The sequence below is a fragment of the Mesorhizobium sp. M4A.F.Ca.ET.022.05.2.1 genome (assembly GCF_003998845.1).
GTDB lineage: Bacteria > Pseudomonadota > Alphaproteobacteria > Rhizobiales > Rhizobiaceae > Mesorhizobium.
Genome location: NZ_RZOJ01000018.1, coordinates 1 through 22534 on the forward strand (window position 1 = coordinate 1; position 22534 = coordinate 22534).

17 protein-coding genes are annotated in these 22534 nt (G+C 62.8%); 10 read left to right on the forward strand and 7 right to left on the reverse strand.

The genetic code is table 11. The features are described from left to right. The 5 genes from EN745_RS04090 to EN745_RS04110 all read right to left on the reverse strand — a co-directional run. On the reverse strand, positions 1-717 hold a 717-nt coding region (locus EN745_RS04090; RefSeq protein ID WP_145991978.1), incomplete at its 3' end, for an FHIPEP family type III secretion protein. A 2-nt stretch (positions 718-719) separates the two neighbouring features. Beyond that, positions 720-1031 (reverse strand): hypothetical protein, encoded by a 312-nt coding sequence (locus EN745_RS04095; RefSeq protein WP_245455579.1) that lies wholly within the window; start codon positions 1029-1031, stop codon positions 720-722. Between the two features lie 17 nt (positions 1032-1048). Further along, complete coding sequence (locus EN745_RS04100) at positions 1049-1441, reverse strand: hypothetical protein (RefSeq protein ID WP_245482229.1); 393 nt, start codon at positions 1439-1441, stop codon at positions 1049-1051. A gap of 44 nt (positions 1442-1485) precedes the next feature. Next, positions 1486-2487: an EscD/YscD/HrpQ family type III secretion system periplasmic domain-containing protein gene (locus tag EN745_RS04105; RefSeq protein WP_127420593.1), complete on the reverse strand. Its 1002-nt coding sequence runs from the start codon at positions 2485-2487 to the stop codon at positions 1486-1488. A 121-nt stretch (positions 2488-2608) separates the two neighbouring features. Next, a complete protein-coding gene (locus tag EN745_RS04110; RefSeq protein ID WP_126092905.1) occupies positions 2609-2791 on the reverse strand; it encodes a hypothetical protein in 183 nt (60 codons plus the stop codon). Between the two features lie 214 nt (positions 2792-3005). Here EN745_RS04110 and EN745_RS04115 point away from each other — a divergent pair, with 214 nt between their 5' ends. Next, complete coding sequence (locus EN745_RS04115; RefSeq protein WP_127420605.1) at positions 3006-3863, forward strand: MurR/RpiR family transcriptional regulator; 858 nt, start codon at positions 3006-3008, stop codon at positions 3861-3863. Positions 3864-3940: 77 nt separating this feature from the next. Beyond that, positions 3941-14986 (forward strand): LysM peptidoglycan-binding domain-containing protein, encoded by an 11046-nt coding sequence (locus EN745_RS04120; protein WP_127420594.1) that lies wholly within the window; start codon positions 3941-3943, stop codon positions 14984-14986. Between the two features lie 23 nt (positions 14987-15009). Here the strand turns inward: EN745_RS04120 and EN745_RS04125 are convergent, their stop codons facing one another. Further along, positions 15010-15936, reverse strand: a complete 927-nt coding sequence (locus EN745_RS04125) for a LysR family transcriptional regulator (protein ID WP_127405061.1) — start codon at positions 15934-15936, stop codon at positions 15010-15012. 3 nt (positions 15937-15939) lie between these two features. Continuing rightward, positions 15940-16428 carry a hypothetical protein gene (locus tag EN745_RS04130; RefSeq protein ID WP_127420595.1) on the reverse strand — a complete coding sequence of 163 codons (489 nt, stop codon included), beginning with the start codon at positions 16426-16428 and terminating at the stop codon, positions 15940-15942. Positions 16429-16664: 236 nt separating this feature from the next. On the opposite strand from EN745_RS04130, the gene EN745_RS04135 reads away from it, so the two are divergent. From EN745_RS04135 to EN745_RS04170, 8 genes are all read left to right on the forward strand, one after another. Beyond that, positions 16665-17309: a type III secretion protein gene (locus tag EN745_RS04135; protein WP_245487628.1), complete on the forward strand. Its 645-nt coding sequence runs from the start codon at positions 16665-16667 to the stop codon at positions 17307-17309. A 17-nt stretch (positions 17310-17326) separates the two neighbouring features. Next, the gene (locus EN745_RS04140) at positions 17327-17959 is read left to right on the forward strand and encodes a hypothetical protein (RefSeq protein ID WP_127420596.1); all 633 of its coding nucleotides are present in this window, start codon (positions 17327-17329) and stop codon (positions 17957-17959) included. A 72-nt stretch (positions 17960-18031) separates the two neighbouring features. Then, entirely contained in the window at positions 18032-18631 is a 600-nt protein-coding gene (gene sctL, locus EN745_RS04145) for a type III secretion system stator protein SctL (protein ID WP_189362949.1), read from the forward strand. Then, on the forward strand, positions 18628-19986 hold the full coding sequence (locus EN745_RS04150; protein ID WP_127420598.1) for a FliI/YscN family ATPase: 1359 nt from the start codon (positions 18628-18630) through the stop codon (positions 19984-19986). The genes sctL and EN745_RS04150 overlap by 4 nt, the downstream gene beginning before the upstream one ends. Continuing rightward, entirely contained in the window at positions 19973-20461 is a 489-nt protein-coding gene (locus EN745_RS04155) for a hypothetical protein (protein WP_126056224.1), read from the forward strand. Before EN745_RS04150 ends, EN745_RS04155 begins: the two co-directional genes overlap by 14 nt. A gap of 20 nt (positions 20462-20481) precedes the next feature. Beyond that, on the forward strand, positions 20482-21597 hold the full coding sequence (gene sctQ, locus EN745_RS04160; protein ID WP_127420599.1) for a type III secretion system cytoplasmic ring protein SctQ: 1116 nt from the start codon (positions 20482-20484) through the stop codon (positions 21595-21597). Beyond that, positions 21590-22243, forward strand: coding sequence for a type III secretion system export apparatus subunit SctR (gene sctR / locus EN745_RS04165; protein ID WP_127405357.1), 654 nt, complete (start codon positions 21590-21592; stop codon positions 22241-22243). The genes sctQ and sctR overlap by 8 nt, the downstream gene beginning before the upstream one ends. Before the next feature lie 18 nt (positions 22244-22261). Then, complete coding sequence (locus EN745_RS04170) at positions 22262-22531, forward strand: flagellar biosynthetic protein FliQ (RefSeq protein WP_126056221.1); 270 nt, start codon at positions 22262-22264, stop codon at positions 22529-22531. Positions 22532-22534: the final 3 nt, after the last annotated feature.

The following is a 22534-nucleotide window of genomic DNA, read 5'->3' on the forward strand; positions in this document are numbered from 1 at the left end:
GGTCAGCAGCGAGTAGGTCGCGGCCGCGTCACCGAGGGACATGTCGTGCTGCAGCGTCCCGACCGCGAAACCGCCGATCAGGTTGACCAGGATGATCACGATGCCGGCGATGACATCGCCCTTGACGAATTTCATGGCGCCGTCCATCGCGCCGAACAGCTGGCTCTCGCGCTCCAGCTGCTGGCGCAGACGACGTGCCTCCGTCTGATCGATATCGCCGTTGCGCAGTTCCGCATCGATACTCATCTGCTTGCCTGGAAGCGCATCGAGCGTGAAGCGCGCCGCCACTTCGGCGACGCGCTCGGCACCGCGCGCGACCACGATGAACTGCGCGATGGTGATGATCAGGAAGATGACCAGGCCGACCGCAATGCTGCCGCCGACGACAAAGGTGCCGAAGGCGGTAATGATCTCGCCAGCATCGGCCTGCAGCAGGATCAGTCGCGTCGTCGTGATCGTGATCGCCAGCCGGAACAAGGTGGCGATGAGGATGACCGACGGCAGCGACGAGAACTGCAGCGGATGGGAAACGTAAAACGATGCCAGCAGGATGAGCACGCTGATGGCGATGTTGGCGGTGATGAGAATGTCGACGAGGAATGTCGGCAAGGGAATGAGCATCATCACCACCGCGACGAGCAGCAGGACGGCGATGACCAGATCGCTGCGGCGTGACAGTCTGGCAAGGAATTGCAGAAGCCGCTCCGACACGGTCATGGTCATTGAACGCCTCGTTGCGACAGGAAGCTCAGCAGGGCGCTGTGCGCCTCGGTCTTGCGCCCCGCCACGAGCAAGGCGCGGCTCTTCAGCAAGGCAAGCGCCGGATGGTCCATTCCTTCCAAGGTCTCCAGCCTGGCAATCGTGGCCAGCGCCTTTTCCGCCTCGCCATCGAGGATGAGCAGATGCGCCAATGTCCTCAGCACGCCGGCATTTCCCGGCGACAGCTGCGCGGCGATGAGCAGATACGCCGCGCCCCGCTTTGCCTGCCCGTGAGACCCGTAGAGAAAGCCCAGGACATGCAGCAGATGCACCGTGTCATCCGGGCCGGTCAGATTTCGATTCCTTCCTGCATGCGACCAAGCAGGTCGCGATGACGCTCGATTTCATCCTCCATCAGCGTTCTCGCAAGCGACTTGAGCTGCTCGCCGCCCTCCAGGTCGGGGACCAGGTGTGTCACAAAATGCTGGAGGATAGGCACGGAGCGCCGCAAGATGGCTGGCTCGGGTATACGGGGCATGACGAAGTTGATGAGGATCTCATCAAGCGATTCGCCAGCCGCCTCGCCGGAGGGTTGGAACTCCGCGGTTTGCGGCCTTTCAGCACCAGCGGCGGATTTCGTTCCCTGAGCGCGGCTCGCGGCCTTGTCGACGCCATTCATCCGTCGCCGGTTGATAGCCTGGCCGCGCACGCCTTCCGCCTGGCGCACCTCGCGGCCAGCCATGTCCATCCTTGCCGAATCGAGTCGTGGCCCTTCAAGCCGACGGTTCACGGATATTTCAGCGCGACCGTGGCGCCGCCCTTCGTCAGGAGAAGTTCCGTCTCGCCGATGTGCTTGATGGTCCAGCCATCATTGGTGAATGCACCTTCGTGGTAGCGGGCGCCGTCGGCTGCGATGACGTAGGGCCGGTCGCCATACCAGATCGCCTGCAGCGTCAGGCGCGGGGCCTGCTGCGCATCGCCGATCATGACGTTGGAGACCACCGGAATGTGCGCGCCGAACGCCTGGTCGAACCAGGATTGCGTTTCCGTCCAGACGCCGCTCTTGTCATTCGGGATCATGCCCGAGACCACGAGACGCCCCGGCGATCGCTGAACGGTCAAGGTGCTTATGCCGGATTGCTCCAGACGTTGCTTGAGCCGGCTTTCCGCTTCGGCGGCGGTTTGCAGCTGCGCCGGTGATGAATCGTCCAGCACTTCCTTCCCGGTCTCGCCGGCAAAGGCCATTCTGACAGGTTCACCATCTTGAGCGGGTTGCATCTCGCCAATGTCCGGCTTGGCGAGAGAGAGGCCGTTCGCGGCGAGCGAGAGGGCGAATACGGCGCACAGAACGCTGCCCGCGACCAGGAGCGGGCGATTGGAAAAGGACCACCGACTTGCGGGGCGTTCCGGGTTGACCAGCCGTATACGGGCATCGCCGACGCCGATCGTGAGCGGCAGCCTGCAGCGGCTGCCGTGGCCTTCATGGATGGTCTCGCCTGTGGCGAGCGCGACATCGCCGCCGACGGCTTCGATCTCAAATTGGCCGCCCTTGCGCCGCAGCCTTGCGTGGACCGGCGCGATGCCGGCGTCTCTGAGAACAATGTCCGACTCCGTGCTGGAGCCGATCGTATACTGCGGCTCGACCAAGCTGAGTTCGGCGCCGGTGTGGAATCCGTGCGTGACGCTGAGCACAACGGAGTGTCCGGATGCCGGCGAGCGGGCGATGATCGACCGCAACCGGCGCGCCGGTGCCGCATCCAGATACCTGCCGATAGGAGTATCGGTCATGCCACTTCATCTCCCGCCGATGACGATTTCAAATGCAGCCTGACGCCGGTGTTGAAAAATCCTGCCGTACAAGTGCGCCGCCGGTTGCTCGCGGCGGCGCATCGGGTCGCGGAACCTTGCCTTAAGCCTTCTCAGCCGACTGGCCGAGCGTCCTCGCGGTGCTCATCAGCATGTCATGCTGGGATTTCGCGATCTCTTTCGTGATCTCCAGGCCAAACATGCGCTCCTGGTGCTTGATCATCTTGTCCAGGTTCTGTTCCGGCGACCCTGCAGAGCCGGACGTAATGGGAGGGGTAGCAGCCATCATTGTCTCCTTGCGAGAAATTCAAGTTGCAAGCGCCGGGATTCACACAGCTGCGATCCGGCACGTTGCCAAGGCAGCTTAAGGCAGTATGGCCGAAAATGAAAGTCCATTTGGAATATTTGAGCCACTGCAGTTCCAAGTGTTGCGTTGCCGGCGTTCAAGGAGTAACCTCCAAGCCGGGTGAATGGGGTATTCAAAAATGGAAAAAGGTCCTTTGGCCGAGCTGTTAGTCGAACGGTTCGAGAATATGCCGCCGCAGTTGCGGGTCGCCGCGCGTTTCGTGCTCGACCATCCCAAGGATGTCGCGCTGATGTCGATGCGCGAGCAGGCGCACCAGGCCGGTGTTTCGCACAGCACGATGATGCGGCTGGCGCGATGGCTTGGCCTAGATGGCTACGAGGACATGCGCAGCCTCTATGCGCGCGCGCTTCGTGAGACAATCGTTGGTGAGCCGGCGCGGCAGGGCAAGCAGGATGGCGATCCGGGATATTCGACGGTCGGGGTCGTTGCCGATACGCTCGCGGCACAGATTGCAAGTCTCGGCGAATATGGCAGTGCCATGCAATTGATCGCCGCCGCCGGCTTGCTTGCGCGGTCCGCCAATCTGTTCGTCCTCGCGTCGCGCTCGGCCTATCCGGTGGCGAGCCATTGCGCTGACATCATGTCGTTTCTGGTCGATGGCGACCGCAAGGTTACGCTCGTCGGCGAGATGGGCGGCGCGGGTCTGGATGTCCTGCAGCATGCCGGAGGTGGCGACGTGCTTCTGGCTGTGGGCATGTCGCCTTATGAGCGCACGACCATCGAAGTGGCGCGCCAGTCGGTCCGCCAAGGTGTCGGCGTGGTGGCAATCACCGACAGCAGCGTGTCGCCGCTGGCCCGGATCGCGCGGGAAGCAATTATCGTCACGTCAAACTCGCAGTCGTTCTTCCGCAGCCTCGCGCCTGCCTTCGCCGCCGTCGAAATTCTGGCGGCACTGACGGCTGCGCAGTCCGAGGTGAATGCCGCAGATCGAGTAAAGCAGTCGGAAGTGCAGCTTGCTGCTTTCGGCATTTATTGGAAGCCCCCCAGATAGCATTGGAACGGGTGCTGTCGGGGCGGGCGTGACGGCAGCCGGGCTGCCGGCAACAGTGATTTCCGGAGGTCGTCCAGATGGTTCGCCCGATAACGCTCACCAAGCCGCCCGTCCAGCCGCAAAAGGTCAGCGCCAAGGCAAACACCGCTGAGATAGCGCGGCTGGAGGCACAGGCGGCACAGTTGCGGGAGCAGATCAGGCTCGCCAACAGAATGGGCGAGCGTGATTGGGCGGCACAGGCACGCCAGGAACTGGCGCAGGTGAACACGCAACTCAGTTCCCTTCAACCGCCACCGGTTGCGGCTCCGGCGACGCCGGGCGTCAATGCCAGCACCGGCACCTCAGGCAATGGCGCGACGGTGGCGCCGGCTCTCTATGTGCAACCCGATCTTGCCGCACCCGCGGTGACGCCAGTGAAACTTGATGGGGGCGCGGCCGAAGAGAATCCCAGGGACGCGACTACCGCCCGCAACATTGTCAACGACGTCATCGGCGGCAAGAGCATCGACCAGATTGCGTCCGCCCGCGGCATGACGCGCGAACAGGTCATCGCCGCGCTCAGATCCGGCGGAATGACCGTGTCGACCACCGACCCGACGAGCGGCAACGGCGACGTGCAGACGACGAAGATCACGGATGCCGGCGGCCGCACCGTCACCCAATATTACGACTATCAGCACGACAGCTACTATACGAGCGTCCAGGCACAACCCAACGGCGCGGCAACCACCACGCCGGTCCGCGACGGGCTCGGGCGCAAGGAAACCAGCAGCTACAATCCCGATACCGGCGCCATCACGACGCGGTATGAAGACGATCTCGGCACCGGCACCGTCACCGAGCGGACGTCGCTGCCCAATGGTGCCTCGGTGGAAACGGTAACGCCGGGCGTCGGCCCGGCGCTTCCCGTAACCACCGTCACCGGTCCGGACGGTCGCAAGACTATTCTGAGGCCCTCCCAGGATCCTGGTGGCGCCAGCACCCAGAACATCAAGAACGGTCTCGCCGACGGAAAAAGCATCGAGCAGATCGCACGGGAAAATGGCCTCACCAGCGAGCAGGTAATCGCCGAATTGCAGGCCGCTGGCTATAAGGTGACCACGCAGCAACCGACCAGCGACAACGGCGACGTACAGTCTGTCGAGATCGTCGATCCGCACACCGGCGACAAGACTGTCTACTCGCACGACTATCAGCATGACCAACGCACCGTCGTGACCACCGCCGACGGCCAGGAAACGTCGCAGTCCGTCGATGGCAACGGCAGGACCCGCCACAGCGTCCGCAACACCGAGACTGGCGAGACCACCACCACGATCGTCGATCCGCGGACCGGAACTGAAACCAAGATCGTCACCGACAAGGACGGCCGGGTGACGACGACGACCACCGAGGAGATCAACGGCGGCGAACCTGTCGTATACGAGGTCAAGCCGGGCGACAGCCTGACCCTGATCGCGCGGCAATATGGCGTATCGCTGGATGATCTCAGACGGACGAATCCTGAGCTTTTCAGCTCCGCTCGCGACCCGAACGTCATCCACGTCGGTGAAAAGATCACCATCGAAAACGGTACGCGCACGACCGTGGAAGTCACCTTCAACGGCTACACGCTGACCACCGGGCCCGACGGCAGCATGACGCTGCACAACAACAGCACCGGCAGCGACCTGAAGATCGAGGTTGGCACGGCGCAGCAGGCGTTGGCCGAACTGCTGCTATCGATCAATCCGCAGAGCAGAGATCCCGAACAGGCCAAGGCCGACACGGTTCTCAAGACGATTCTGGAAGGCGTGCTCGGCGGGGCAAGTCCCGAGCTTGCCCAGCAAGCCGCAGACGCGCAGCAAGCAGTAAGGGACGCAATCGAGCAATATGGCGGCGGCAAGCCTGCGACGCCGAATCTCGACGGCAGCGCCACATCGGTCGGCCCGTTCGGCGAGCCGCCGTCGGCCACGGCTCCGTCAGGCGGCAAATGGGTGCCGCTGATGGTCGACGGGAGCTGGCAATGGTTCGATCCGGAAGTTGCGCGGGCGATCGCCGCCGAGAACGCTGTGATAGCGCGCCTCGGCGAAGCACAGGCAAAGCCTGGGCAGAGCGCAGCCCAACTCGACGTCTATGCCCTGGATCCCGAATATAGCGGAGCCATGACGAGTGCCGGGACGACACTTGACAGGGTCTTGGCGCCGTATGGGCTGCAATGGCAGGCCCCCGAGCCGAAAGGCACGCTTGCAGATGCGCAAGCGCGGCTGACCACCGCCAACAACATGCTTCAAAGTGCCAGCACTGCCCGGGCTGAGTACGAGGAGGGCGAGAGGAGCCTCCTTGACGCCATCGACAAGCAGGCGACGCTGCCGGTGCTCAGCGATCCGAGCAAGCCGTCCGTAGGGGCTCCCGGCGGGCCTACCAGTGAGGAAATCAACCTTCAGGGCAAAGCTGAGCACGCCGAAGCCGCACAGCTCTTTATCAACGCGGCGCTGCACACTGCGCGAGGCAACAAGGCCACGATCGACCAGATGGTCGGTGCAACAGAGCTGGAGCTTGCCGAGGCCAAGCCCGGAAGCCCCGAGCATACCGAAATCAATGGCAGGCTCGAGAACCTGAGAGCGATGCAGGAGGCGGCAGCCAGCCAGGTGACCCTGGCTGAGGCGTATGAGCAATTTGGAGTTGCGCAAAAAGATGCGGCCGACCTTGCCGTGCGGGTCGAGCCGATCAAGCAAGCCTTGATCGCGCAAGCGATGCAGAGAAATCCGCACCATTTTGATTGGGACGGCTACACGAACGGTGCAGGCGAGAACACCGGCAACCTGAAGTCGCAGGAAGTGATCGAGGAAAATGGACAGCTCTATCTCGTAAACACCTACGAGAATGATGTTTTCAGCGATGAGAACGGCAATGACACGCCAGTCCTGAAATATGCTCTGACATACGATCTCGACGACAAGAATATCAGGGACGATTTCCGCAACGATCCGCTCAACAAGCAGTGGCAGGAGTTAATGGCGTCGACGCAAAGCCCGACGTCGGCGCCGGTCTGCACGCCCTCCGGAACAGGTTCGCATTCGGCGCTGGCGGCCGCCAAATCCAACATCATCGGCGTGCAGGTCGAGCGGTTTGACGCACAGCTGCAAGATGCAAAAACTAGGCTCGTCGACGCGACGACGGCTCGCGACAATGCCATCGCCGAGCATGGCGGGGGAACGGTAGAAGCGCCCACCGGCACGCTCCAACCAGGCGAGACGCCGGTCAAGATCACTGTAAACGGTCGCGATCTTTGGGTCGCACCGGACGTTGCCGCTGCCTACGAGAAGGAAGGAGCGGGCGCAATCGGTGCCAGCGGCAAGTCGGTCCGGATCGAGATAGGTGGCCAGTGGCTTTGGGTGCACCCCGAAGTGGCGGCCGCGGAAATCGACAGGGGTTTGGCTGAAACCGAGAAGTCTCAATTGGAGACCTGGGCGGAGGATATCCGCCCTGCGATGGTGGCGGCGCGCGACTGGTACAGCTTCTATGCAAGCAGCCCCAAGCTTCTGACATATGGCAACGAGGAGCATGAGGCGCGGCTCAAGAACACGTATTTTGAGGAGCACAGGGATCAGGCGCTCGCCGGCTACCAGGTTCAGCTCAACCGGTTGTACGAGAACGGGTTCACCGGCGAATACAAGCAATACAAGCCTGGCGAACTCAGCGGCGCGGTTGCCCGCGCGCTCGGTCTCGATGCATCGAGCGAGGGGGTCGCAAAGGTTACCGGTGAAATCACTGACCGCGCCGGCGAAGACGCAGAGGTCAAGTTCGTTCCGATGTTCTCGCTTGATGGCGGGATGGAATCGTCGACAGCATTATTCGCGATCAGGAGCGATGGAAAAGACGTCGGCTATGTCGACAGCTCCGGCAAATACTACGGCAGTTTCGACGAATTCCAGCACGAGAACCGCATCTTCAGCGAGAAGGGCAAGCTGATCCTGGCCAGGGGCGGCGACATGAGACTCGGCGCCGACGGATTCTCACTCGACGAACTGGAGGTCGCCGACGCGCGCAAGGTGGATTTCTGGGACAAGGCCACCGACATCGGTCTTGGCATCGTGGCCGGCGCCGCCACCATCGTCTCGTTCGTTCCAGGCGGTCAATGGGCCATTCCCATCGCGATCACCTCCGGTGCCGCTCTTGGCGGCAAGACTCTGTACAAGGAAGGTGAGCACCTGCTTCAGGGCGGCGACTTCGATAGCCAGTCGGCCTGGAATATCGCGACCGGCGTGACTGCGTTCCTGCCGGTAGGCGCCGGTGCCCTGCGCACGTTCGGCCTGGCAAGGGCCGGCTTGTCCACGTCCGAGGCTTTCGCTGGCGGTTTCGGGATGGCGCGGATGAGCGACGCCAGCTGGGGCATTGGCAAATTCCGCGTAAACGTAACGCAATCCTCATATGCCGAACAGGCAGCGAACTATCTGCAAAGCGGCAGCAAGCTGACCACCACAGCCTGGGGCCTTGATGTCGGCGGCGTTGTCACGGGTGTTCCGGTGCTTGCCAGATCGGCGGAGGATCTGGCCGAGCATGGCGGCGAAATGTCCTTTGCCGAACTTGCGAACGCCATCATGGGCATCGGTACGGGTGCGGTCGGCACCGGCCTGGGCGGCCGCTCGCTGCTGTACAATATGCCTGGAGCGGCCGGCCCTCGGGGCGGCGACGGGACTCCACCGCCGGGGTCTCCGCCGCCAGGCTCCCCACCGCCTGGCGGAGCGGATTCGGGACCGCGACCGCGGGCCGTCTACGCGATGGGCCCGGACGGTGTCTACAGGCCCACCGGCGAACACGTCATGCCGGACCCGAATGAGATCGTTATCCAGGGCGAGGTGATCGGCGAAACCAGCGACCAGCAGGGATATGGTTTCGGTAACGCGGCGGACGCCGGAAATCCAACCGGCCAGCGCGCGCTGCCGGCCGGCGAATCAGAGGGCCAGAACCCGCCGCCACCCGCAGGCGACAGGAATGATCTATCAGGCGACGGCCAGCTGTCGCAGCCGATCGTGTTGCATGAGCCAGGCGCCGATGACCCGACCATGCTGCCGGGCCGCGATCCGGACGGCTCGGCCGTGCGAAGCTCATCCATCCCCGCTGGCGGCGATCCTATCATCGTGCCGAACAAGCCGATCGTGACGGACGGCGCCCTGCATCTTGTATGGGACCCGGAGACACGCAGGTTCACCGGCACACCTGAACGCGACACGAGCGGGTATGTCTACACCACCGGCAAGGATCCGACGACGCCCTCGGCCTATCTCGACGGCTTGACCACCGAGCAGCTCGTGGCCCGTTACGAGCGGGAGCAAGGCTACTATTCCAGCCGTGAGCTGGCCGAGCGCTATGGTCCGGATGGCATTCCACAAACGCTGCGGAGAGAGGTGGACGAAAGCGCAGCCGCTGGCGCCAACCCACCGGCAGGGGTCGAGCCGGCCAAACAGAAGAACTGGCCAGACTTCAGGATATCGGCGCTCGGTCGCGTCCGCTTCAATTCCGATCCGCTAAACCTGGCTGTCCATTCGATCCCGGGTGTGCCCGAGGCACTTCAGCTAGGATCGCCGACCTGGCGGTCATACATGGTGGGGTTCGGAACACGCAGCGGCTATCGTGCCCTTTGGCAGTCATTTGCCGACAGCGTCAAATACGGGTCGCTCGAACCGGTACGCTACACACTCGGCAAGGAACTAGGGATCTCCATTCGCCCGAACGAGCATCGCAATATCACGCTCGCACAACTCGGTCTCAAAGTTCAGCGCCAGACCGCCTTTCAATTCAAAGGGGAGGATCTTCTCAACGCGGCCCGTCAGGGGCTGTTCGGCGACGCCCCGGATTCTGTCTTCACGGTTATGCCGCGTTCTGCCCGTGTCGAGGGTCAGGCAGGGAATAAGGGTTGGGCCCTGGAGCTCACATTCAGCCTCGCCCTTCGCTCAAAGTCGGCAACTTTGAGGAACGGTGAAAGCGACTTTTTCCGTCAAATGGCGGACGGCAAGACCGAATTCTCTGAGTTCGATGGCGATGTTCCGTATCGGAAGGTTTATCTCGAAGACAAGTATTATCTGACGAGTTTGCTGAGCGTCGAGAAGCGATACGAAGTGGCGATGAACGCAACATTGCCCAAGGGAACCATCGTCAATTCAGATTTCGTCGACGCAAACAGGGGAGTACTTGACCGCCTCCGGTTGAGGGCCCAATTCGTGGTGAAAGACAAAAACACGGCGCAGGCTCTTGCCGACAATCCTGACATGAGCACCATCCGGGAACTGGTGGCGTCGGGAGAAATCGATGCTCAGAAATCGATGTTGTTCATTCCTGGCTCAGAAAGCGGGATGCGGCAATCTGCTGTTCCCGGATTGGCACTGGGAGAGACAATTGTCGATCTCACGGGAAAAAGTCGACGCGTCTGGAATCCCGGCGCAAGCCGGCTCGAGGTCATCGTCAACGAGGCATTCCACAAATTCCTGCCAAGTCCCGATCGCATCATCCTGCGCAAATTGCCTGCGCCCTACAATCATTACGTTCGCTCGGACGGTCCGATCTACGTCAACCTTTTTGGCAAGCGCGAGGCTGTCGCCTCGACACTAGACGTCACGCTTGCGGTACGGAGCCCAGCCCTCAAATTCCGCGTGCCCTCGGTCCCGTTCCTGCAATTGCCATTGGCCTTCACAGGCGAGATCAGGTTCTTTTATCGAACGAATTTGCCTGAGGTCGCCCCGATCGTCGCGAAAGCCGATTTCGTTAGACGTGGATTTACCTTTGGCGACACACTGCCTGTGGAAATAGCGGTTCCGCGCTGGCTGCATGAGCTCGACCAGCGAGCTGACATGGGAGGAGGTATCGCATTTCCGAGAGGCGGCCGGGCGTCGTTCGCAAAATGGCTGGATGAACTCGAAACGACGGCGACACCCAGTCAGAAGGCCGATATTGAGGCGTTCCGCCAATCCACGTTGCTGTCGCTTGAGGATGAAGCTTTCATTCCGCCTGGCGCGATGAGCGCCGTCCGAGACTTCCTCGAGACACAGGCAAAACCAATTGAGATGCCGCCGCCGGAATTTGTCTATCTGGCGCCATCCGACCAGCAACAGCCGCTTGCGCGCTGGTATCAAAGGCAAGGAGTTGCTCCTTCGCCTTCAGACCGGCCTCTTTTGTTTCGACGGCCAGCACCGCCGGCAGGCAACCCTGCGCCTGGGCAAGACGCGGCCGCTGGCGCCGCCAACGCTGCGTCGGCCGGTAAACGCCCGCCAAGAACCCTGCAGCTTCAGGACGAGAGCGGCAATGTGATCGCCGCCACAGTGCTGGGCACCGGGCCGGCCAGTCCGGAGCGGGTTTATGTGCCGCCGGCCGACGGACCAAAGGCGCGCGGCGACGAACCGGAGCTGATGGACAAGTCGCATATTCTGTACCGGGACCCGGAGACGGGCGAAGCGTACGTCCTGCCATGGGTGCGCGGCGGCTCGCAGGACCACGTCCCGGGCAGCCAGGGACGGCCGGAGGGAGAAACCGTGCCGCCGCAGGCAATGCCGGCCAGGAAGGCAATCGAAGCAGCGCCGCCAACGACCCATTCGCTGCAGCAGGTCCGCAACATGCGGCAGCCTGAAAAATGGAAGGCCGGCGAGACTTACACACGCGAACTCAACGGATCGCTTGGAGAGGCGCATTTCCCGGTCGCGGCCAATCCGGACGGCCCGCATCCCGTCTTCGGCGAGGGCGGGCGCTACGTGGATTCGCCTGTCTTCAAGAGCCCGGACGTGATCGAGGCCATCGAGGTCAAGACCTACCATCGCTGGACGACCATAAACGGTGTCGCCCAGATGCGTGAAGTACCGCTGACGCCAAAACTGCAGGAGCAGATCAACAAGGACGTTGCGCTGCGCAACGAGAACCCGGCCTATCAGCCGCGCTGGGTGTTCCTCGATGCGCCGCCTTCCGCGGAGTTGCAGCAGGCGCTCGATGACGCGCGAATTATCGGCAACATCTTTGGACACAGCAAGCCCGCCACGGCAACACCGCAATCTCAACCGGCGTCGAACCAGGTCGGCGTGGGCCGAACCATCCGTCTCCAGGACAGGAATGGCGAGGTGATCGTCGCGGCAATGCTGGGCACCGAGCCGAGGAGCCCGGAGCAGGTTTATGTGCCGCCTTCCGACGGACCCCGCGCCGCGGCCGATGCTCCGGAGGTCCAGGACAAGACGCACATACTGGTCTATGACCCCGACACGGGTGAAGCCGTCGTGCTGCCTTGGATACGCGGCGCCTCCGACGACCATGTGCCGGGAACCCTGCCGGAAGAGGGCGATCAACCTGCCAATGCGGCCGAGGAAGCAAGCAATGCCGGCCGCCCGTCGCGCGGCAATGTCGGTCCCTATGTTTTCCGCGCCGATACGCGCTCGCCGAGCGAGATCAGGGACGCGGGCGGCTTCTCGCCACCGCCGCCGACAGGAATCTGGGTGGACAATCCGCAAGGCATCGCGCTGAGCAACTATGTGATGGGCAACACCCATGGCCGATTCGTTGGTACGAGCCAGTCGGTCTCCGGGGCCAAGACCTTCGTCGCGGAAGAGTCGCGGGCGGCGCGCCAGCAAGGCTACACCTATCTTTACACGCTGAATCCAAGCAGACCACGCCTCCACGTCCCGACCGAGTTCGAGGCGATGGGCCGGCCTGTCGGCGACAGGATGGCCGGCGTCGACGAGACGGCGATCGACGGCAGCATACCGTGGAACGAGGTCTACGGATGGAGGATGATGGATCCTGACGGCAACTTCGTCGGCGGGTTCACCCGCAACGAGGATGCCGTTGCTCCGGGCGTGTCGACGCCCGAACGCCCGCAGATAATCCTGCGGCCGGCCGACGAATTCTGGGATATCAGCGCGCCGTCGGAGACGCCGGTGACCGAGGCCGTGGTCAATGAGGCGGCGCCTCTGGCCAGCGAAACGCCGCAGGTGTTGAACGCTTCCGCCGAAGCATCGTCCGCAGGTGCCGCATGGCCCCTAGCACCTGACCGCGGCAGGGCGGTCTTCGACCCCGCCAGCGGAAAGTTCGTCGGCCTCGAGCTTCCGGTAAGTTCCGCCGTGGAGCCGGGATTTGCCGAACCTGTGCGCGCGCCGACCGGGCCCGAGGTCAGGTCGCTTTCGGCCGATCAGATTTCCGGGCTGACCGACGCGCAACTGCATGCAATCAAGCCGGAGCACATCGCCAGGCTGACGCCCGAACAGGTGGCCGCACTGAGCCCCGAGCAGCAGCTGACGTTCGATCAGGTTGCGGCGCTGCGGCCGAAGCAGTTGCAGGCGGTGAGCGCCGAACAGCTGCAGGCGATCAGGCCAAGCAGATTGCAGGCTATTGCCCCTGGCCGCATCAGCGCCTTGCGGCCGGATCAGGTCGCTGCCCTCTCACCTGAGCAACTTTCTGCCTTGACCATCGAGCAAGTGCGCAAGCTGACGCCCGACCAGATAGCCGGGCTCAGCGACGAGCAGCGCAATGCCTTCACGTCGGAGCAGTTCGCCGCCATGAGACCTGTCCAACTCGGCCATCTTGATGCCACGCAGTTCGCGGCGTTGAATCCCGACCTTGTCGCGGCACGCAATCCCGTGACGACGGCACAGCTGTCGCCGGACCATATTTCGGCGCTTACGCGTGAGCAGCTTGGCGCCCTGACGATTCATCAGATCGAGGCGCTGACGAAGCAGCAGATAGCGGCCCTCACGCCGAAGCAGCTTGGCGAGCTCGGCCCCGGCCAATTGCGCAAGTTCACGCCAACGCAGTTTGCCTGGATGTCGACGGATCAGACGAACGCCCTCTCCGTGCTGCAACTGACGACCTTCCGTGCCACCCACAAGAAGGCGATGACGCCGGATCAGGCTGCCAGTGTCGACCTGGCCCTCAGCCATGCGAGGATGCGCGAAAACGCTCAGGCGCTCGCCACCTTTGGCGGCATGTCGACCACCTCCTACATGTTGTGGAGTTCGTTGCCGCCAACCTGGAGCGCGACTGCCGCAGCCGTGGCATTTGGCGTGCGAGGCTTCGTTTTCGGCTCGCAGGCGATCTTCCCCAACGCAACCGCAAATCACAAGCCGTTCGGGCGATTCCTCAACGCGCTCGGCGGGGCCACATTCATTGCAGCGGCGCCAGGTGCCGCGACCGGGATGATCCAGGGTAAGGACCTTGTCGTCAACAGCACGTTTTCGCTCGGCAACGTCGTCTATGGCACGAAGTCGATGCTGCAGTCGTTCACCGGCAGACCGGTGATCCGAAATGTGGCCGAACATCTGGCTGGACCCGGCTATGTGCTTGGCTGTGCCGTCTATACGCTGCACTCCTGGCCGGCGCCGATCGCCACGGTCGCGGGCACCCTGTTCACGTTCGGCTGCGCCGAATTCTGGGCGTCGGCCATAAGGACGGACCGAATGAATCGCCGTTCTGTGCCGCGAACCGATGCCGATATCGCGGCGGCGGAAAAGTCCGACAAACGTTGGGGTTCATGGGACCGGTGGACTTTGGGCATCACATTCGGCATTGGAATGCTTCTCTTCTCGCTGGATTCCTTGCTGGCGGAGCCTTGGGAGGGCGCGCCGACCTCTCCACCCGATCCGAAAAAGCAGAATGGCGATGCGTCGTCCCAGCAGCCCGATGATCCCTCCGATGTTCCAGGGAAGCCGCAAACCCCGCCCGAAGACTTCCCGCAGCTCGTGGTGTCGGCGGATGACGGTCTGAATCTGCGGACGGAGCCCGACGGGAATTCGAACGTGGCCACGGTCCTGCAGCCCGGCACGTTCGTCGAACAGACCGCGAAACCTTCGACCGATCCGTCGGGAGAAGCCTGGATACCTGTCGAAGGTTTCGGACCGGACGGTAAAATGCATAGCGGCTGGGTTTCCGGCGACTATGTCGAGGTTCATCCCGATGGCAGCAGCAACGCCAAGGGCCGCACGAATCCAGCGCTGGAGAAGGGCGGCTATCAGTGGGTCGAGGTGAAGAGCGGCGACAGCATTCGCCTGATCGCCAGGAGCCATTCTGCGGACGTGGCGGCGACCGTCGTGCTCAACATGGATCATATTATGAGCCCGGATGTGATCTTTTCAGGCGATCGCATCTATCTGCCAGCAGCGTCGGTCGGCTGAGGCGCCACGGGCTCAACTGCGAGCTAGTCGGCAGGCTGCGCCTTGCCGATTCTGGCGGCATATGCATGTGCGATGCAACCGGCCAACTTTGCCGCCCGCTCCGCTATCGGATTCGATGGCTCGGAGGAGTACGAAGCGGTGAACCGCAGGTCGGAGGGATGCCATTCGCAGTCGACGATGCGCAGGGCGCCGCTGGCCGTGTGGTCTTGGACGACTTCCCTGGGGAGGGAGGCGATACCGATCCCGTTCAGCGTCATCTTGATGGAAGCGGCCAGCGAATTGGCGGGAAAGATACGCGGCGTCGCTTCAAACTCGCCGGTCAGCTTGCGGTAAAGCTCACTGTAAGGTCTCGTCGTGCGCGCATAGCTGATGATTGGGAATTGCATCAGGTCGCTCACCGTCAGCTTGCCCCGGTTGGGTAGTTTCAAGGCGGGCGAGCAGACCCATACGAGCGGGAAGGATGGCAGCTCCATATTCTCGATGCTGTATTCCTGAATGGGGCCCATCAGCACCGCAAGATCGAGTCTGTGGGACATGAGCTCGTTGCGAAGGGTCGTCGTTGTGTCGACGACGATATCGGTATCGACGAGCGGATAGTTTACCTGCAATTCCTTGAGGAAATCGGGAAGCCAGGTGTGCACGATGGTCTCGGCAACCCCGAGCCTGAGCACTCCCGCGGTCTCCGATAGAGAGTTTGCCGTCAACTGCAGCCGTTCGGCCACGCGCAGCACCCGCTGCGCTGGCGGCAGCAGCCGTTGTCCCTCTGCGGTCAGCCTTACGGTGCTGCTCTGCCTCTCAAATAACTTCGCGCCGAGCGCTTCTTCCAGACCGGCAATTCGGGTCGACACCGCCGGCTGTGTTGTGTTCAGACGTTCCGCCGCCTTTCGAAAGCTTCCGAAAGTCGCCACCAGGACAAAGGTTTCGAGCTGCTTGATGTTGAAAGGGATCACAGTTCAATGCCGGACAATCTGGGCGCCGATCTGGCTGGCGGGCGCCAATCCGGCCAGTCCTTCTTGCTCGAAATCGTGTCGCGACCGGACCACTCGAGCCCTCCCTCCCGACGCCGCATATCGCAGCGCCTTGCCGTCTCCCAATAAGTGGTAGAGGCGCCGCTTCGTGGTGTTGATCACGATCGATCCTTTCCGTTGAGCCTCATCGAAATCCACGATCTCCCTGGGATTGCCGACCGTGTTTCTCCCCGGAACCTGGTCGGGAGCGGATGGCGAGACCAGCGCATTTCTGGCTTGATCGTAGCTCCAGCTGCGCGGGTCATAGCCGCTGTTCGATTGAGCCTGCGCCGGCGCCGCGGCGACAGTCAACGTGGCAGCAATCAGAACTGATTCACCCAAGCGCTGGACGAGGCGCGGACAGACCAGGGTCCAGCGCCCCGGAATTCCGGCGTGAGCATCCAGGCTCGCGACCAGGTTCCCGTTTGCCGCCACCGAGCCCCATCCCTCCCAAATTCGAGCATCGAACCGGCGATCACGAACCGGTGATGTCTGATTCCAGCGCGCACCATATCGCTTTGCGCACCGTTCGCAACATTTGGAACCAAATGCGCAATAGAAATCCAATTGGACTTCCAATTTTGCAGTGCGCACGATACAAGTGAATTGGCGGGTAAACCACGAGACAGGCGACGCGGGCCATCACTTCGCGTCCCTTTGCGATAGGACCTATGTTGACGGGACGCGGTACCTGCCATGCGGACTGGTCGTCGGGAACCAAGGCTGTCTTCGCGGGCGGCCTTGCGATGATCCTGATGCTTGGCCTTGCTTCCTCGTGGGCAAATGCCGCCGAGCCACGCTGGCCTGCCGGTCCTTACAAATACATCACGGTCGATCAGTCGGTGACGGACGCGCTGGTCGAGCTTGGCCGCAACATGCGCGTGCCAATGCGTGTCAGCAAGCTTGTGAAGGGGCGCCTGAGCGCCGGCATGCCGGTTGGAACGGCCCGCGAATTCCTGGAAGAGATCTGCAGTCGGTACGGGCTGGTCTGGCATTTCGACGGCATCGTCATGAACGTCGCGACCGAGGCTGAAGTCCAGACGGAGATGATCCCGCTCAATGCCAACACGGCTGCCGGCGCGGAAGATCGGCTGCAGCGCCTGGGCGTCATCGATCCGAGGTTTCCGATCGAGGTTTCCAGGCAAGACGATGTCGTCTCGGTGTCTGGGCCGCCGTCCTATGTGGAACTCGTCCGAAAGACACTTGGCGTTCCCGCATCGAGCACGAAGCAGGAGCCCGGCAAAGTCGTTTCGATCCGCGTTTTCCGCGGCGGCAAGCTGGCGGAGACACAGAATGTGCCCGTCAGTCCAAACTGAAACAGGAGGCCAGGTTCATGCAGATCGCGCCGATTGGAGCCCTGGAAGCAACGCTGGCAAATTTGACCACCAGTATAAGCTCGCAACAGCAGATCACCGCCGGCGCGGCAGCGCGGCCGGGTAACCGGATGGTAGGCGCCAAGCAGGAAAAGCACGATGTCGCAAAGGCCAGCACGCCCGACCGCGGCGATGTCGCTACGCGGGCCGGTCAGCAGGTGGCGCAGGCATCGTCCGGCGCCAATCCGGCAATGGCTGGACAATCCGCCAAAGCGGAACGGACCGAACCGATCGTCGAACGCCAACTCTTCGACTATCTGGCCGAGGCGGAGAAGGCAGGGGGTGGGGCGCTCACCGATCCCTCGGCACTCTTTGGGTCAGCCGTTCGGTCGCTTGAAGGAACCATGCAGCAGGTCCAGAAAGCCCTTGGCCAGGCGAACGCCCCCGTGAACGCTGAAGCAGCCTCGGTGCCCGAAGGCGCCGGCAAGGCGGCGCCATCGGGCAAGGAAGGCGAAAACGCGCCTGCAAAGAATGCCGAGCAACTGCTCGAGCGATCGATTTCGGTGATGTGGGCAGCCGCCAATCTCGAGGTGGTGACGAGCAGCGTGACCGCGGTCACGTCGTCCACCAGCACGCTGATCAAGCAACAGTAAGCGCTACGGAGTGTTCGTGCCCACCCTGTCCTTGCCGCAGCGATCAACGTTTTTGAATCGGTGCGGCGCCTGGTGCCGTGTCGCGCTCGTTGTCACGGGTATGCTTGTGTCCTGCGCGCCGCTGAGGCGCGCGCCTGGCAGGATGGGCACGCCTTTCTCGACGAGGCGAGGCGCGATGCCCAGCAGTTGCGTGAGGCCGCTCGCCGAGCCTACGCGGCCGAATATGCGCAGGGCTATGAGGACGGCAAGGCGCAGGGCGATGCGGACGCCACGCGGCTGATAGGCGAAACAGCGGTCAAGGTGGATCGCTATCTTGGCGGACTGCAGGCGGAAGTCATCGGTCTGGCCATCGAAATCGTCAGGCGAATGCTGGGCGAGTTCGACGTCGGCACGCTTGTCGCCAAGGCCGCGAGGCACGCGGTTTCCGAAATACGCCGCACCAAATATCTGAAAGTCCGGGTTCATCCCGCTTCCGTCGACAGGGTTCGCGATGAGCTGGACGCGGTCTTGCGCGAGAGCGATCTGGGCATGACCGTCGAGATCGACGCGGATGATGCGCTGGCGGCCGGCGCCTGCATCGTTTCGACCGACTTTGCCGTCGTCGATGCCAGCATCGACGCGCAGCTCAATGCCATAGCGGCCGCGATAGGGTCAAAGGCGGAGGTTCCATGACGGCGCACGCTGCCGAAATCGAAAATCGCCTGGCGTCCATCATCCCCGGCCTGCGTTCCGGCCTGCGCGACGATGCCAGCCGGCCGAGGCGAGGGCGCGTGCGGCGGGTTACCGGCACGGTCATCCACGCGACCGTGGAGGAGGCCCGGATCGGCGAGATATGTGAATTGGTAGACCCCAGAACCGGCAGGACGACCAAGGCGGAAGTCGTCGGCCTGATGGACGAGATGGCGATCCTCGTTCCGCTTGGCGACCTGACCGGTCTTTCAAGCCTGACAGAGGTCGTTGCGACCGGAAAGGAGCAGTTGGTGCCCGTCGGTCCTGGCCTTCTGGGTCGGGTGATCAGCGCGCTCGGCGAGCCATTGGACGGCGAGCCGCTCTCGCCGGATGGCATTGTCGGCAGCTATCCGGTCAATGCCTATCCGCCATCTCCGCTCGAGCGCAGTTTGATTTCCGAGCCGATCCAGCTTGGAATCCGCGCTCTCGATGGGTTGCTCACTTGCGCGCGCGGACAGCGCGTCGGCATTTTCGGCGAGCCCGGTGTCGGCAAGTCGATCCTGCTTTCCGACATCGTCAGCGGCACCGATGCCGATGTCGCCGTGGTCGCCCTTGTCGGCGAACGTGGACGCGAGGTCCGCGAATTCCTAGAGCATCAGCTTGGAGCGGAAGGGCGGCAGCGGGCAATCGTCGTCGTTGCGACATCCGACCGGCCCGCCATCGAGCGCGTCAAGGCGGCCTATGTGGCGACTAGCATTGCGGAATATTTTCGCGACCAAGGCAAGCATGTGCTGCTTGCGATGGACAACATTACGAGATTTGCCCGTGCCCAGCGCGAGATCGGCCTGGCCTCGGGCGAGCCACCGACGCGTCGCGGTTTTCCGTCTTCGCTGTTTGCCGTCCTGCCGCGTCTGCTCGAGCGCTCGGGCCCTGGTCGCGTGGGGTCCATCACCAGCCTTTACAGCGTTCTCCTGGAAGGGGACGGCACGCTGGATCCGGTCGCCGAGGAAATCCAGGCGCTTCTAGATGGCCACGTCTTCCTGTCGAACGAACTTGCGCAGCGCAACCATTTCCCCGCCATCGACGTCCTGCGCAGCCGAAGCCGTCTGATGGATGCCGTCGTGCCACCGGTGCATCGGGCCGACGCCAGCCGCCTGCGCGAGCTGCTTGCCCGCTACGCCGATATCGAACTTCTCCTGCGCGTCGGCGAGTATGAAAAGGGCAGCGATGCGGTGGCGGATGAGGCTGTGGCGAAGATCGACGCCATCAACGCCTTTCTGCGACAGGCGTCCGCCACACACGAGAGCATCGAGAAGACACGCCAACGCATGCGGGAGATCGCTGATGAAGGAGCGTGACATGATCGCTCGATTGCGCGACCTCAGACACCGCCGTGAAGAACGCGCAAAGGAAGTCGTGATCAGAAGGCACGCCGCCGCGCACCGGGCCGCAAGGGAGGGGCAGGAGGCGGCCGCCGCGGTCACGGAGCACCTTCAGCGCATAGTCGACGCCGAGGATGCAGCCTTCGGTGCGCTTGTTGGACAGCCGGTCAAGGCGGCCAGCCTCTCCCGGCTTCAGGGACGGTTCGAAATCGCCGCCAGAAAAACCGAGCAGTTGCGGGAAAGCGAGAAGATGGCCGAGGTCGCCGCACAGCGACGGAAGGTGGAGTTGTCGGTAGCCCGCAAGCATCATCGCGCAAGCATGAAGGCCGTAGTGAAGCTGGATGGGCTTCTGGAGCATTTGAGCAAACGCACCGCGCGTCGTCGCCTGGCGCTTGCCGAACTTTCCGAGGAAGAGGAGCGCGGCCCACCGCGCCCGCCCACAGAACGATAACCCAATCTGTGACTGTGACTATGGATGTGATGCCTCAAGCCTTCGCCCCGGCAAAAACGAAAGCGCGGGTAAAACCAGCGAAACGCACGACCACACGGTCGCGCATTGGCGAACGGCTGACGCTGGAATCTGTTGCGGCTGTGGACGTTGGCGCATTGAACGCCTTCTACCGCCGCCGTGCTCCCGCCGAGATAACGATTGCGGGAAAGGCGGTGGCGATCGCCGCCGCCTGGTCGGCGTCGAACCCTGAGAACCAGCAGCTGTGGACCATCGCGTTCATGGTCGGAGACACGACGGGTAAATTGCGCCTGCCGCTTTCCGTCGTTGAACAGGGCTTCGCCAGGGCCGACGACCTAGCCGACATGAAACGATTGGCGCCCGGCCACGCCGCACTGCTGTTGGAGGCCGCGTTCGAAGTCGACCTCGAATGGATCGAGGGCAGACTGGGTGGGACGATCACGATCACCTCGGTCGCACCAGGAGACACCACTCCGGACGATCCCCCGTTCGCCTTTGTCCTGACCGGCAAGGATGAAACCATAGTCTGCGTCCTGAACACAAAAGACGCAGGCCTGGCGGCGCGGTTCGGCCGCCTTCTCGACGAGCTCGGCAACGCGAGGCCGCCGATCCCAGCCGAATTTCCGCTGCCGGTCTGCCTTCGGCGTGGCCCGCTTGCGATCACCCTTGGCGAGCTTCGAAGCCTGCAGGCTGACGATGTGGTGCTTTTCAAGGACGCGGAAGAGGAACGCATGGCGGCACTCATCATTGCCGAGCGCCTTTATGCGCCGGTGGCGTTGACCGCCGGCGGGCCGCAATTGCTTGCCGCGCCGACTGCAATCGCTGGATCGAATTGGGAGTGGAGCATGAACCAGAACACGCCGCCGCCGGACGGCCAGACTTTGGAAGAGTCGACCCTGGACGAGCTGCCGGTCGCACTCGCCTTCGAGATCGGCCGCACGGCAATGCCTCTGGGCGAAGTAAGGCAGCTTGCGCCCGGTGCAGTGGTTGCGCTCGCCGGTGTGACGGAGGCGAATGTGGACATCATCGCCAACGGCAAGCGTGTCGGCCGTGGCGAGATTGTGCGCATCGGAGAAAGCCTGGGCGTGCGAATCCTCCGCATGTTCGACAATGCTTGAGAATTCGCCCAACCTGCTCGGCATTCTGATCGCCGTCGGCTTCGTCGGGTTGCTGCCGCTGGCGGTCGTCACGATGACGGGCTTCCTGAAAATCTCGGTCGTGCTGTTTCTGATCCGCAATGCGCTCGGCGTCCAGCAGATGCCTCCCAATCTTGTACTCTACGGTATAGCGCTCGTGCTCACGGTCTACGTCACGACGCCGTTGCTGAGCGAGATGTCGGGGCGGCTTCAGGAGGGGCAGGTCCAGTTCCAGACCACGGATGATCTGGCCAGGGCGGCACAACTGGTCAGGGAACCGTTGCAACGACACCTTATGAAATTCACCCAGCCGCAAGAGCGGCAGTTCTTTCTCGACGGAACGACCCGCCTGTGGCCGGAACAGGCGCGCCAGAACCTGAAGGACGACGATCTCTCGATCCTTGTTCCCGCCTTTGTCGCCTCCGAGCTGACCCGTGCCTTCGAGATCGGCTTCCTGCTTTATCTCCCTTTCCTCATCATCGACATCGTCGTCGCCAACGTCCTGATGACGCTGGGTATGATCATGGTCTCGCCGGTCCTCATTTCGATCCCGCTGAAACTGTTCCTTTTCGTCGCCATCGATGGCTGGTCGCGGCTGATGCATGGCCTCATCCTGAGCTATGGCTGACGCCGCCGGGGGGTTTGCATGAGCAATGACTTCATCCTGGCGAAGGTCCAAGGCGCGCTTTGGACGGTGCTGTTCGCGTCCAGCCCGGCGATCATCGCGGCGCTGGCGGTCGGCATCCTTGTCGGACTTGCCCAGGCGCTGACGCAGATTCAGGACCAGTCCTTGCCGCAGACGATCAAGCTCGTCGTGATCCTTTTGGTCATCATCGTCTTCGGTCCGCTGCTTGGCCAGCAGATCGCCGAGCAGGCCTCGACGGCGCTGGACGAGTTCCCCGTCGTCACGCGTTGAGGC

Bases quoted from the DNA above. Each gene is read 5' to 3' on its own strand.
- sctQ (WP_127420599.1), top strand. From the start codon at position 20,482: ATGGATGTGATGCCTCAAGCCTTCGCCCCGGCAAAAACGAAAGCGCGG.
- EN745_RS04170 (WP_126056221.1), top strand. From the start codon at position 22,262: ATGAGCAATGACTTCATCCTGGCGAAGGTCCAAGGCGCGCTTTGGACG.
- EN745_RS04155 (WP_126056224.1), top strand. From the start codon at position 19,973: ATGAAGGAGCGTGACATGATCGCTCGATTGCGCGACCTCAGACACCGC.
- sctR (WP_127405357.1), top strand. From the start codon at position 21,590: ATGCTTGAGAATTCGCCCAACCTGCTCGGCATTCTGATCGCCGTCGGC.
- EN745_RS04140 (WP_127420596.1), top strand. From the start codon at position 17,327: ATGCAGATCGCGCCGATTGGAGCCCTGGAAGCAACGCTGGCAAATTTG.
- EN745_RS04105 (WP_127420593.1), bottom strand. From the start codon at position 2,487: ATGACCGATACTCCTATCGGCAGGTATCTGGATGCGGCACCGGCGCGC.
- EN745_RS04100 (WP_245482229.1), bottom strand. From the start codon at position 1,441: ATGGCTGGCCGCGAGGTGCGCCAGGCGGAAGGCGTGCGCGGCCAGGCT.
- EN745_RS04110 (WP_126092905.1), bottom strand. From the start codon at position 2,791: ATGGCTGCTACCCCTCCCATTACGTCCGGCTCTGCAGGGTCGCCGGAA.
- EN745_RS04120 (WP_127420594.1), top strand. From the start codon at position 3,941: ATGGTTCGCCCGATAACGCTCACCAAGCCGCCCGTCCAGCCGCAAAAG.
- EN745_RS04135 (WP_245487628.1), top strand. From the start codon at position 16,665: ATGTTGACGGGACGCGGTACCTGCCATGCGGACTGGTCGTCGGGAACC.
- EN745_RS04150 (WP_127420598.1), top strand. From the start codon at position 18,628: ATGACGGCGCACGCTGCCGAAATCGAAAATCGCCTGGCGTCCATCATC.